Here is a 12,303-nt window from a genome sequence, read left to right as displayed (position 1 = left end):
GTTGTAGACAGGTCTTATCTCTCATTATAAGTCTACATAATCCGATCGACGCACTATCTGTTTAGAAATGCCCATTTCACCGCTTGCAGAGTAACCCAACGGCCACTTTATTTCATCACATAATCTGGTGCTAACGGCCTGCTTCACAAAATATTTTTGCTCATTTCGTCCTCGTCATGCTTTTTTTTTCATGTTTAGTCACTGCAACACATTTAAAAATAAAACGTGCAGTATCGCGCAATGTGGTGCTATGGTGACCAAACACTGTTTAGTAAATTAAACAAAAATCATGAATACGACTCCTGAATTATCCTGTGACGTGCTGATCATTGGCAGCGGGGCTGCCGGACTCTCACTGGCGCTGCGCCTGGCCGAAAAACATCAGGTTATTGTCCTGAGCAAAGGTCCGGTCAGCGAAGGCTCGACATTTTATGCCCAGGGCGGTATTGCCGCGGTGTTTGATGAAACCGACAGCATCGATTCCCACGTTGAAGATACTCTGATTGCCGGGGCCGGCCTGTGCGATCGCCATGCGGTTGAATTTGTCGCCAGCAATGCCCGCACCTGCGTTCAGTGGCTTATCGATCAGGGCGTTTTATTTGATACGCAGGTTCAGCCCAACGGTGAAGAGAGCTATCACCTGACCCGTGAAGGCGGTCATAGCCATCGACGCATTCTGCACTCTGCGGATGCCACCGGTAAAGAAGTCGAAACCACCCTCGTCAGCCAGGCACAAAATCACCCAAACATACGGGTTCTTGAGCGCAGTAATGCCGTCGATCTGATTGTCTCCGATAAAATCGGTCTGCCGGGAACGCGTCGGGTTGTCGGAGCCTGGATCTGGAACCGTAATAAAGAAGCCGTAGAAACCTGCCATGCCAAGTCAGTAGTGTTGGCCACCGGCGGCGCGTCAAAGGTGTACCAATACACCACCAATCCAGATATTTCCTCGGGTGATGGGATTGCGATGGCCTGGCGCGCGGGATGCCGTGTCGCCAACCTGGAATTTAACCAGTTTCACCCGACGGCGCTGTATCATCCGCAGGCGCGCAACTTTCTGCTAACCGAGGCGCTGCGTGGCGAAGGCGCACATCTGAAGCGCCCGGACGGTTCGCGCTTTATGCCCGATTTTGACGAGCGTGGCGAACTGGCTCCCCGCGATATTGTTGCCCGCGCCATTGACCACGAAATGAAGCGCCTGGGCGCTGACTGCATGTTTCTCGACATCAGCCATAAACCGGAAGAATTTGTTCGTCAGCATTTCCCGATGATTTATGAAAAATTGCTGGGACTGGGCATCGATTTGACCAAAGAGCCGGTTCCCATCGTTCCTGCCGCGCACTATACCTGCGGCGGCGTGATGGTGGATGACTTTGGCCGTACGGATGTCGACGGGCTGTATGCGATCGGCGAAGTGAGTTACACCGGCCTGCATGGAGCCAACCGGATGGCGTCAAACTCATTACTGGAGTGCCTGGTTTACGGCTGGTCCGCGGCTGAAGATATCGACAGGCGAATGCCTTATGCTCGCAGCGTCAGCACCCTCCCGGATTGGGATGAAAGCCGGGTAGAAAACCCGGATGAACTGGTTGTGATTCAGCATAACTGGCATGAGCTGCGGCTATTTATGTGGGATTACGTCGGTATCGTGCGCACAACTAAACGTCTGGAGCGCGCCCTACGCCGTATCACCATGTTGCAACAGGAAATCGACGAGTATTACGCTCATTTCCGCGTGTCGAACAACTTGCTGGAACTGCGCAATCTGGTGCAGGTTGCTGAGCTGATTGTCCGCTGCGCGATGATGCGTAAAGAGAGTCGGGGCCTGCACTATACGCTGGATTATCCAGAACAGCTTCCAGAGGCGGGCCCGTCCATTCTCTCACCGCTAAGTCATCACATGAACAGATAAAACGCCTGGGTCAGCGCCGTGTAACCTTCAGAGTAACGTTGGTCTGGCCCACGGATCACCAGCCTGTCACTAAAGCACTCCCCGGCCTGCGGGGAGAATGCCAGCAGTACCCGATTCGGTAGTCGGGCCTCAGTTTCTGCTACATCCGTGCGCAATCGCAGATGCCAGCCCATGCCCAGTGCCTGCTGGGAAAAGGCGTTACCAATCTGTTCGGGCAGCACCACACAGAAAAAACCTTCTTCCGTAATGCTGTCTGCCGCCAGCGTCAGCAATACTTGATGATCGAGCGTGGTGGTGTAGCGAGCCTGCTCGCGCTGCGGCGTGGCACATTCCACTCCCTGTTCATAATAGGGAGGGTTGCTGATGATCAAATCAAAGCGCACGGTCTGGCGCGGTACCCACTGCTGCACATCTTCCGTATGAACGTTCACGCGATGCATCCACGGGGATTGCGCGATGTTCTCCTGCGCCTGCTGCGCGGCATCAACATCAAGCTCCACAGCGTCAATGATGACGTTTTCATCTGTGCGCTGGGCCAGCATCAGCGCCAACAGGCCGCTCCCGGTACCAATATCCAGGATCCGCTTTACGCCAGCAACAGGGGCCCAGGCCCCCAATAAAATGCCGTCCGTTCCGACTTTCATTGCACAACGATCGTGTGCCACAAAAAACTGCTTAAAAGTAAATCCATTACGTCTAAGTACGGATGTAGACTGGGGCATGAAGAACAACCTTCCTGGAAAAAAAACGATAACATAGGATAAAAACAATACCTGAGAAGGTATATCCATACAAACAGATGAAGATTGCAGCCGTAACGTCTATAATCAGCGCCCCACTCAGAGGTAGAACATGACTGTAACGACTTTTTCCGAACTTGAACTCGATGAAAGCCTTCTGGATGCCCTCCAGGAAAAAGGTTTCACTCGCCCGACCGCCATTCAGGCTGCCGCCATTCCGCCTGCGCTCGATGGCCGTGATGTACTCGGTTCTGCGCCGACAGGCACCGGTAAAACGGCGGCATATTTGCTGCCAGCGTTGCAGCACCTGCTCGACTTCCCGCGCAAGAAATCTGGCCCGCCGCGCATTTTGATTTTGACACCGACGCGCGAACTGGCGATGCAGGTTGCCGAACACGCCCGTGAACTGGCGAAGAATACGCATCTGGATATCGCCACGATTACCGGCGGCGTGGCTTACATGAACCACATGGAAGTCTTTAGCGAAAACCAGGACATCGTGGTCGCCACTACCGGTCGTCTGCTGCAGTACATTAAAGAAGAAAACTTCGACTGCCATGCGGTTGAGACACTAATCCTCGATGAAGCAGACCGCATGCTGGACATGGGCTTTGCCCAGGACATCGAGCATATCGCTGGAGAAACCCGCTGGCGTAAGCAAACTATGCTGTTCTCCGCCACGCTGGAAGGAGATGCGATCAAAGATTTTGCTGAGCGTCTGCTGGAGGATCCGGTCGAAGTTTCGGCGGATCCGTCTACCCGCGAACGCAAGAAGATTCATCAGTTTTACTACCGTGCCGATGACATCGAGCACAAAACTGCCCTACTGATCCATTTGTTAAAACAGCCGGAAGCGACCCGCTCGATTGTCTTCGTACGTAAACGCGAGCGTGTGCACGAGCTGGCAGGCTGGCTGCGCCAGGCGGGCATTAATAACTGCTATCTCGAAGGCGAGATGGTGCAGAACAAACGTAATGAAGCGATCAAACGCCTGACCGATGGTCGTGTGAACGTGCTGGTAGCAACCGACGTTGCCGCTCGTGGGATCGATATTCCTGACGTCAGCCACGTGTTTAACTTCGACATGCCGCGCAGTGGCGATGCCTATCTGCACCGCATTGGCCGTACCGGTCGTGCAGGCCGTAAAGGTACTGCGATCTCTTTGGTTGAAGCCCACGACCATCTGCTGCTCGGCAAAGCGAGCCGCTACATTGACGAGCCACTGAAAGCACGCGTCATCGACGAACTGCGTCCAACCACGCGCGCGCCAAGTGAGAAATCTAACGGTAAGCCATCCAAGAAAGTGCTGGCGAAGCGCGCCGAGCAAAAAGCGAAAGAGAAAGAGAAACCGCGGGTGAAAAAACGTCACCGCGACGCCAAAAATGTCGGCAAACGCCGTAAGCCGAGCGGAGCTGCTACCCAGCAGTCCGACAAAGAGTAAACCGAATGCCGGGCCGTTTAGCCCGGCATTTTTTGTGCACAAAAAAGCGGAAGATACGTTGGCATCTTCCGCTTTCAGATTCTCTGCTAGACGGGGTTATTCCCCGTGAGCCTTACAGGCTCTCAGTAAAGGTACGAGCAATAACGTCGCGCTGCTGTTCTGGCGTCAGAGAGTTGAAACGCACGGCATAACCAGAAACACGGATGGTCAACTGCGGATATTTTTCCGGATGCTTAACCGCATCTTCCAGAGTTTCGCGGCGCAGAACGTTCACGTTCAGGTGCTGACCACCTTCCACACGGACTTCCGGCTGTACGTCTACCGGTACTTCACGGTATTCGATTTCACCCAGTTTGCTGACAGCAACGACTTCATCAGCATTGAAACCTGCTTTCGCAACGATGCAGCGTGCTTCGCCTTTTTCGCTGTCCAGCAGCCAGAAAGAGTTCAGCAGGTCGTCGTTTGCAGCTTTAGTAATCTGGATACCTGTAATCATTTGATGCCTCCCCGGCAAAATTATTTGATCTCGGTTGGCCGTCATCCGGCCAATTGGTAAAACCATTGTTGCTTGAGTGTATATATACCCCTCACACCCCCTTGAATCTTTGATTTAAATCAATAAAAACCACACATGAAAAGTGGTGATAGGTGGATTTTATTGTTTTACATCAACTTACGCCACATGCGCAGCTAAACTTTTTACATAAATTTTCAACTATCTTTAAGGGGTAGACCCTTGAGAAACGTACAGAATTTTGCGACGTCGAAAGAAGCAGTTAAGCTAGGGGGATTGAAAATTCGCAGGAGAGCGAGATGGCCACCGAATTAACCTGGCACGATGTGCTGGCAGAAGAGAAACAGCAGCCTTATTTTGTTAACACGCTGCATACTGTGGCGGGCGAGCGTCAGTCAGGTATGACAATTTATCCGCCACAAAAAGATGTATTCAACGCTTTTCGCTTTACCGAACTTGGTGACGTGAAAGTCGTCATCCTGGGGCAGGATCCTTACCACGGTCCGGGCCAGGCACACGGTCTCGCGTTTTCTGTCCGCCCCGGTATTGCCACCCCGCCCTCGTTGCTGAACATGTACAAAGAGCTGGAAGCAACGATTCCTGGCTTCACACGCCCAACGCACGGATATCTGGAAAGCTGGGCACGCCAGGGTGTGCTGTTACTCAACACCGTGCTTACTGTCCGCGCCGGGCAGGCACATTCGCACGCCAGTCTGGGATGGGAAACATTTACCGATAAAGTAATCAGCCTGATTAACCAACATCGGGAAGGCGTGGTATTCCTGCTCTGGGGTTCACACGCACAAAAGAAAGGTGCGATTATTGATGCGCAGCGTCACCATGTATTGAAAGCGCCGCACCCATCACCGCTCTCTGCGCATCGCGGTTTCTTTGGCTGCAATCATTTTGTACTGGCTAATGAGTGGCTGGAACAACGAGGTGAAAAGCCGATTGACTGGACGCCGGTATTACCAGCAGAAAGCGAGTAAAAAAATGCCAGCGAATCGCTGGCATTTTTATTATCAGGCTTTGTTCTGACGCCACCACTCCGCGAGCAGCACGCCGGTCGCGACAGAAACGTTGAGCGTTTCTACGTTCCCCGTACCGTCTATCGCCACACACAGGTCGTCGGCTGAGCATGCTGCTTCTGGCAGAGCCTCACGCTCACGCCCTAATACCAGCACCATTTTTTCCGGCAACGTGGTAGTAAACAGCGGCTTGCCTTTCACGCTTGAGGTCATCACTACCGTGTAACCCGCTTTACGGAAGTCGTCCAGCACATCGACAATACTGTCACCGGTGATCGGCTGAACGTGCTCAGCTCCGCCTTCAGCGGTGCGGATAGCCGCACCTGATTCCAACAGCGCCGCATCCTGTACCACTACGCCTTTCACACCGAAGTGCGCGCAGCTACGCATCATGCCGCCCAGGTTGTGCGGGTTAGCAATGTCTTCCAGGGCCAGCACGCAATCCTGCGCCCCGGCCTGACCAACCCACTGCTTAACAGTGGTACCGTTACGTTTTTTGATCAGGAAACAGACGCCGCCATGGTGTTCAGTGCCGGAGGCTTTCGCCAGCTCGGCTTCGTCAACCACGTGGTAGGCTTTGCGGTTCGCCGCCATCCAGCGTAATGCTTCTTTAAAGCGCGGGGTTACGCTCTGAACAAACCAGGCGCGAACAATAGCGTCCGGACGACTCTGGAACAGAGCCTGACAGGCATTCTCACCGTAAACGCGGGTTTCTTCCGCGCGCTGACGACGTAATACTTCAGGATCGATAAAGCTTTTGCCGCTGATACCACCGTGATCGGCTTTGTCTGCTGCATCATCATTCGGTGCGCGGGACACGGTACGCCATGGTGAATCTTCACGTCCACGGTCGCGTTCTACATCGCGGCCACGACCACGTTCACGACCACGTTCGCTGTTCGGACCCTTTCTGTCATCACGGGCAGGGCGACGACCGCCTTCGGCTCGGGAAGTACCGGGGCGACCGCCGCCTTTACCAGTACGTGGATTTTGGGTGCGTTTGTCCGAGTCATCGTCACTGCGGACGTACATCACTTTGACCTTGCCGTTTTTATTCTTCAGTTCGTCGCTCATGTTTTTCTCCACCTGCTCTGCGCGAAGCGCGAAGATTACCCGATGTGCACGTCGTTAGCCATTATTTCATTTAAAAGCTAAGGACTATTGTACTCATTGAATAAAACGCATTGTTGTTTAGAACAGACTCCCCGATAATATGTAACATAATAGAAACATACTGGCGTTACTGCCGTGAAGTCCACTCCACTCATCCAGAGGTTAGTTATGAATACCGTTTGTACCAGCTGCCAGGCTATCAACCGCATCCCCGACGATCGTGTCCAGGAAGCGGCTAAATGCGGACGCTGTGGTCACGACCTGTTTGATGGGGAGGTGATCAATGCGACCGGTGAAACACTGGATAAACTGTTAAAAGACGATCTCCCGGTGGTGGTTGATTTTTGGGCCCCCTGGTGTGGTCCATGCCGTAACTTCGCCCCGATTTTTGAAGATGTCGCGGAAGAGCGTAGCGGTAAAGTGCGTTTTGTTAAAGTGAATACAGAAGCCGAGCGAGAACTCAGCGCCCGTTTCGGTATCCGCAGCATCCCGACCATTATGATCTTCAGAAAAGGTGAAATCGTCGACATGCTTAATGGCGCCGTACCTAAGGCCCCGTTTGATAGCTGGCTTAACGAATCATTATAATCTCTACGGGGCGCATCTTGTGCCCCGTTTTCACCTCTGCGACAATAGCGTTTTTCAACGTGTTCTCCCATGACCGATAACGCTGTTCTTCAGTTACGCGCTGAGCGCCTCGCGCGCGCCACGCGCCCTTTCCTTGCCCGAGGTAATCGCATTCGCCGCTGTCAGCGCTGCCTGTTGCCGCTGAAGCTCTGCTTGTGCGCAACGCTGGTGCCGTCTGAGGCCAAAAGCCGCTTTTGTCTGGTGATGTTTGATACCGAGCCGATGAAGCCCAGCAACACGGGACGTTTGATTGCCGATATTTTGCCCGATACCACGGCGTTTCAGTGGTCACGCACCGAACCGCCGCAGGCGCTGCTCGAACTGGTGAAAAATCCGGATTACCAGCCGATGGTTGTATTCCCGGCATCCTATGCGGGCGAAGAGCGTGAAGTGATTTTCGCTCCACCAGCCGGTAAACCGCCGTTGTTTATCATGCTTGATGGTACCTGGCCTGAAGCGCGTAAAATGTTCCGCAAAAGCCCGTACCTTGATAACCTGCCGGTGATCTCCGTTGATTTATCGCGACTTTCCGCTTACCACCTGCGTGGCATTCACGCCGAAGGGCAATACTGTACTGCCGAAGTGGCCATCGCGTTGTTGGATCTGGCGGGCGATACGCAAGCCGCGGAGGGGTTGAGCGAACATTTCACTCGCTTTAAAACCCGCTACCTGGCAGGAAAAACTCAACATCAGGGAAGCGTCACAGCAGACTCGCCAGAAAGCGTTTAAAATCATTCGGTCACTGGTGTCATTAAGGAAGCCGATATGAGTCAGCGTGGTCTGGAAGCACTACTGCGACCGAAATCCATTGCGGTGATTGGGGCGTCAATGAAGCCTAATCGCGCAGGTTACCTGATGATGCGTAACCTGCTTGCCGGCGGTTTCAATGGACCTGTTTTACCAGTGACGCCAGCATGGAAAGCGGTGTTGGGCGTCCTGGCCTGGCCCAATATCAACAGCCTGCCTTTTAGCCCAGACCTTGCCGTGTTGTGCACCAATGCCAGCCGCAACCTGGCATTACTCGAAGCGCTTGGCGAGAAAGGCTGTAAAACCTGCATTATTCTTTCAGCTCCCGCATCGCAGCACCTGGAATTGTTGGCCTGCGCCGCACGCTACAACATACGTCTCCTCGGCCCAAACAGCCTGGGACTTCTCGCGCCCTGGCAGGGGCTTAACGCCAGCTTTTCCCCCGTCCCCATCAAGCGCGGTAAGTTGGCATTTATTTCCCAGTCAGCGGCGATTTCCAACACCATTCTGGACTGGGCGCAGCAGCGCGACATGGGTTTTTCCTGGTTTATCGCGCTGGGCGACAGCCTTGATATCGACGTTGATGAACTGCTGGATTACCTGGCGCGCGACAGTAAAACCAGCGCGATATTACTGTATCTCGAACATTTAAGTGATGCCCGGCGCTTTGTCTCCGCCGCCCGTAGCGCCTCGCGCAATAAACCCATTCTGGTGATTAAGAGTGGTCGCAGTCCGGCTGCACAGCGTTTACTGCATACCAGTGCAGGGATGGACCCTGCGTGGGACGCAGCTATCCAGCGCGCCGGTTTATTACGCGTACAAGACACTCACGAGCTCTTCTCTGCGGTAGAAACCCTGAGCCACATGCGTCCACTGCGCGGCGACAGGCTGATGATCATCAGTAATGGGGCCGCGCCTGCCGCACTGGCATTAGATGAGCTGTGGTCAAAAAATGGCAAGTTGGCGACACTGAGTGAAGATACCTGCCAGAAATTACGCGATGCGTTACCTGAACATATTGATATCGCCAACCCGCTGGATCTGCGTGATGACGCCAGCAGCGAACACTACGTTAAGACGCTGGATATCTTGCTCGCCAGCCAGGATTTCGACGCACTGATGGTGATTCACTCACCCAGCGCAGCCGCCCCGGGAACAGAAAGCGCGCAAGCGTTAATCGAGGCGGTAAAACGTCATCCCCGCGGTAAGTTCGTCTCGTTGCTGACCAACTGGTGCGGAGAGTTTTCCTCCCAGGAAGCCCGTAGACTGTTTAGCGAAGCCGGATTACCTACCTACCGCACGCCAGAAGGCACCATCACCGCGTTTATGCATATGGTGGAGTACCGGCGTAACCAGAAGCAACTGCGGGAAACCCCTGCGCTGCCCGACTACCTGACCACCAACACCGCCGAGGCGCATAATCTGTTACAGCAGGCGATTGCTGAAGGAGCAACGTCGCTGGATACCCATGAAGTGCAGCCGATTTTACAAGCCTATGGCTTACACACGCTGCCGACGTGGATCGCCAGCGACAGCGCTGAAGCCGTACACATCGCGGAGCAAATCGGTTACCCGGTGGCGCTAAAGCTGCGTTCTCCTGATATCCCGCATAAATCAGAAGTTCAGGGGGTAATGCTCTACCTGCGGACAGCAACAGAGGTGCAGCAGGCAGCCAATGCGATTTTTGATCGGGTAAAAATGGCCTGGCCGCAGGCGCGCATTCACGGTTTATTAGTACAAAGTATGGCGAATCGCGCTGGCGCTCAGGAGCTGCGCGTCGTCGTTGAACATGACCCGGTATTTGGCCCGTTGATTATGCTTGGTGAAGGCGGAGTTGAGTGGCGACCAGAAGAGCAGGCCGTGGTGGCGTTGCCGCCATTGAACATGAATCTGGCGCGTTATCTGGTGATCCAGGGGATCAAAAATAAAAAGATCCGCGCTCGCAGCGCATTACGCCCATTGGATATCGCCGGGTTAAGTCAGCTTCTGGTGCAGGTCTCCAATCTGATCGTCGATTGCCCGGAAATTCAGCGTCTGGATATTCATCCGCTGTTGGCCTCCGCCGGTGAATTTACCGCGCTGGATGTCACGCTGGACATTGCCCTTTTCACGGGCGATAACGAAAGCAGACTGGCTATACGTCCCTACCCCCATCAGCTTGAAGAATGGGTGGAGTTGAAGAACGGCGAGCGTTGCTTGTTCCGCCCTATTTTGCCCGAGGATGAACCTCATCTGCAGCAGTTCATTTCTCAGGTAACAAAAGAAGATCTTTATTATCGCTATTTCAGTGAGATCAACGAATTTACCCACGAAGATTTAGCCAATATGACGCAGATCGACTACGATCGGGAAATGGCCTTTGTTGCGGTACGCTGTAAAAACAATCAGCAAGAGATCCTCGGCGTAACGCGAGCAATCTCGGATCCTGATAACATTGACGCCGAGTTCGCCGTGCTGGTTCGTTCAGATCTCAAAGGGCTTGGACTGGGTCGCCGGTTGATGGAAAAATTAATTGCATATACCCGAGATCACGGACTTAGACGTTTGAATGGTATTACGATGCCAAACAATCGTGGGATGGTCGCCCTGGCCCGGAAACTCGGGTTCGCTGTTGACGTCCAACTCGAAGAGGGAATTGTTGGGCTAACGCTTAATCTGGCCCAATTTGAGGAATCGTGAGTAAGGTACTGGAAATGTTGACCACATTAATAGGTACTGGTGGTATCATTACCCGCTTATGTCGTCTGCATAGCACAGAGGACCCTTCAATGAACAGAGAAGAAATGCACTGTGATGTTGTCAAAATTTAAGCGTAATAAACATCAACAACACCTTGCCCAACTACCCAAGATTTCTCAGTCAGTTGATGATGTAGATTTCTTTTATGCTCCCGCTAATTTCAGGGAGACTCTGCTGGAAAAAATAGCCAGCGCGACGCGACGGATCTGCATTATTGCGCTGTACCTGGAACAGGATGACGGTGGCAAAGGCATACTCGACGCGCTCTATGCGGCAAAACGGCAGCGTCCTGAACTGGATGTCCGGGTGCTTGTCGACTGGCACCGAGCCCAGCGCGGACGTATTGGTGCTGCGGCATCGAATACCAACGCTGACTGGTATTGCCGAATGGCACAAGAAAACCCAGGTATTGATATTCCTGTCTACGGTGTTCCGATTAACACCCGAGAAGCGCTTGGCGTCCTGCATTTTAAAGGCTTTATCATCGATGACAGCGTCCTGTATAGCGGGGCCAGCCTGAATGATGTTTATCTGCATCAGCATGATAAATATCGCTATGACCGTTATCAGTTGATTCGCAACGCGCAAATGGCCGATATCATGTTCGATTGGGTCACGCAGAACCTGATGAACGGTCGCGGCGTTAATCGCCTTGATGATATTAATCGCCCTAAAAGCCCGGAAATTAAAAACGACATCCGCCTGTACCGTCAGGAACTGCGCGATGCGTCATTCCATTTTCAGGGTGATGCGGATAATGAACAGCTCTCGGTAACGCCTCTGGTAGGCCTTGGAAAATCCAGTCTGTTAAATAAGACCATTTTCCACCTTATGCCCTGCGCGGAGCACAAGCTCACAATCTGTACCCCTTATTTCAACCTGCCCGCTATACTGGTGCGCAATATCATTCAGCTGCTGCGTGAAGGCAAAAAGGTCGAGATCATTGTCGGTGATAAAACCGCCAACGACTTTTTCATTCCAGAAGATGAGCCATTTAAAATCATCGGCGCGCTGCCCTACCTGTATGAAATTAACCTGCGCCGTTTCCTGAGCAGACTGCAATATTATGTGAATACCGACCAACTGGTCGTGCGCTTATGGAAAGATGATGACAACACCTATCATCTGAAAGGCATGTGGGTTGATGATAAATGGATGCTGCTCACCGGCAACAACCTTAACCCTCGCGCCTGGCGTCTGGATCTGGAAAACGCCATCCTTATCCACGATCCGAAGCAAGAGCTGACTCCCCAGCGCGATAAAGAGCTGGAGCTTATTCGCACGCATACTACCGTCGTTAAGCACTATCGCGACCTGCAAAGCATTGCCGACTATCCAGTCAAAGTGCGTAAGCTCATCCGTCGACTACGCCGTATCCGTATCGACAGATTAATTAGCCGTATTCTGTAACCAAGACCCCGTCCAGTGACGGGGTTTTTCCT

The 12,303-nt window shown here is 53.1% G+C and carries 10 protein-coding genes; 7 read left to right on the top strand and 3 right to left on the bottom strand.

Features of this window, described 5'->3' with window-relative positions:
- Window positions 1–289 precede the first annotated feature (289 nt).
- Window positions 290–1,912 carry an L-aspartate oxidase gene (nadB, locus tag HV037_RS06740; RefSeq protein ID WP_047358259.1) on the top strand — a complete coding sequence of 541 codons (1,623 nt, stop codon included), beginning with the start codon at window positions 290–292 and terminating at the stop codon, window positions 1,910–1,912.
- Here the strand turns inward: nadB and trmN are convergent.
- Window positions 1,897–2,634, bottom strand: a complete 738-nt coding sequence (gene trmN / locus HV037_RS06735; RefSeq protein ID WP_016154053.1) for a tRNA(1)(Val) (adenine(37)-N(6))-methyltransferase TrmN — start codon at window positions 2,632–2,634, stop codon at window positions 1,897–1,899. The genes nadB and trmN overlap by 16 nt on opposite strands.
- A gap of 130 nt (window positions 2,635–2,764) precedes the next feature.
- Here trmN and srmB point away from each other — a divergent pair, with 130 nt between their 5' ends.
- On the top strand, window positions 2,765–4,093 hold the full coding sequence (srmB, locus tag HV037_RS06730; protein ID WP_016157176.1) for an ATP-dependent RNA helicase SrmB: 1,329 nt from the start codon (window positions 2,765–2,767) through the stop codon (window positions 4,091–4,093).
- Window positions 4,094–4,205: 112 nt separating this feature from the next.
- On the opposite strand, the gene grcA is transcribed toward srmB, so the two are convergent.
- Complete coding sequence (gene grcA / locus HV037_RS06725) at window positions 4,206–4,589, bottom strand: autonomous glycyl radical cofactor GrcA (RefSeq protein ID WP_003037563.1); 384 nt, start codon at window positions 4,587–4,589, stop codon at window positions 4,206–4,208.
- Window positions 4,590–4,906: 317 nt separating this feature from the next.
- On the opposite strand from grcA, the gene ung reads away from it, so the two are divergent.
- Window positions 4,907–5,596 carry a uracil-DNA glycosylase gene (ung, locus tag HV037_RS06720; protein ID WP_016154055.1) on the top strand — a complete coding sequence of 230 codons (690 nt, stop codon included), beginning with the start codon at window positions 4,907–4,909 and terminating at the stop codon, window positions 5,594–5,596.
- A 33-nt stretch (window positions 5,597–5,629) separates the two neighbouring features.
- Here the strand turns inward: ung and HV037_RS06715 are convergent, their stop codons facing one another.
- Window positions 5,630–6,709 carry a tRNA/rRNA methyltransferase gene (locus tag HV037_RS06715; RefSeq protein WP_016157178.1) on the bottom strand — a complete coding sequence of 360 codons (1,080 nt, stop codon included), beginning with the start codon at window positions 6,707–6,709 and terminating at the stop codon, window positions 5,630–5,632.
- Between the two features lie 207 nt (window positions 6,710–6,916).
- Between HV037_RS06715 and trxC the strand changes: the two genes are divergently transcribed.
- The 4 genes from trxC (at window position 6,917) to pssA (ending at window position 12,271) form a co-directional block, all read left to right on the top strand.
- Window positions 6,917–7,336: a thioredoxin TrxC gene (trxC, locus tag HV037_RS06710; RefSeq protein ID WP_003037559.1), complete on the top strand. Its 420-nt coding sequence runs from the start codon at window positions 6,917–6,919 to the stop codon at window positions 7,334–7,336.
- Window positions 7,337–7,405: 69 nt separating this feature from the next.
- The gene (gene tapT / locus HV037_RS06705) at window positions 7,406–8,104 is read left to right on the top strand and encodes a tRNA-uridine aminocarboxypropyltransferase (protein WP_016154057.1); all 699 of its coding nucleotides are present in this window, start codon (window positions 7,406–7,408) and stop codon (window positions 8,102–8,104) included.
- 36 nt (window positions 8,105–8,140) lie between these two features.
- Window positions 8,141–10,801 carry a protein lysine acetyltransferase gene (pat, locus tag HV037_RS06700; protein WP_103284121.1) on the top strand — a complete coding sequence of 887 codons (2,661 nt, stop codon included), beginning with the start codon at window positions 8,141–8,143 and terminating at the stop codon, window positions 10,799–10,801.
- A 114-nt stretch (window positions 10,802–10,915) separates the two neighbouring features.
- Window positions 10,916–12,271 (top strand): CDP-diacylglycerol--serine O-phosphatidyltransferase, encoded by a 1,356-nt coding sequence (pssA, locus tag HV037_RS06695; RefSeq protein ID WP_003835350.1) that lies wholly within the window; start codon window positions 10,916–10,918, stop codon window positions 12,269–12,271.
- The last annotated feature ends 32 nt before the right edge of the window (window positions 12,272–12,303 follow it).

The organism is Citrobacter sp. RHBSTW-00017 (assembly GCF_013797615.1).
Lineage (GTDB): Bacteria > Pseudomonadota > Gammaproteobacteria > Enterobacterales > Enterobacteriaceae > Citrobacter > Citrobacter braakii.
Note: the sequence above shows the minus strand (reverse complement) of the source record. Positions and strands in the feature narration are given on the sequence as shown.

What these genes read in the sequence shown, in the direction of transcription:
- nadB (WP_047358259.1), top strand. Translation starts at nt 290, where the DNA reads ATGAATACGACTCCTGAATTATCCTGTGACGTGCTGATCATTGGCAGC.
- HV037_RS06715 (WP_016157178.1), bottom strand. Translation starts at nt 6,709, where the DNA reads ATGAGCGACGAACTGAAGAATAAAAACGGCAAGGTCAAAGTGATGTAC.
- trmN (WP_016154053.1), bottom strand. Translation starts at nt 2,634, where the DNA reads ATGCCCCAGTCTACATCCGTACTTAGACGTAATGGATTTACTTTTAAG.
- grcA (WP_003037563.1), bottom strand. Translation starts at nt 4,589, where the DNA reads ATGATTACAGGTATCCAGATTACTAAAGCTGCAAACGACGACCTGCTG.
- tapT (WP_016154057.1), top strand. Translation starts at nt 7,406, where the DNA reads ATGACCGATAACGCTGTTCTTCAGTTACGCGCTGAGCGCCTCGCGCGC.
- trxC (WP_003037559.1), top strand. Translation starts at nt 6,917, where the DNA reads ATGAATACCGTTTGTACCAGCTGCCAGGCTATCAACCGCATCCCCGAC.
- pssA (WP_003835350.1), top strand. Translation starts at nt 10,916, where the DNA reads ATGTTGTCAAAATTTAAGCGTAATAAACATCAACAACACCTTGCCCAA.
- srmB (WP_016157176.1), top strand. Translation starts at nt 2,765, where the DNA reads ATGACTGTAACGACTTTTTCCGAACTTGAACTCGATGAAAGCCTTCTG.
- pat (WP_103284121.1), top strand. Translation starts at nt 8,141, where the DNA reads ATGAGTCAGCGTGGTCTGGAAGCACTACTGCGACCGAAATCCATTGCG.
- ung (WP_016154055.1), top strand. Translation starts at nt 4,907, where the DNA reads ATGGCCACCGAATTAACCTGGCACGATGTGCTGGCAGAAGAGAAACAG.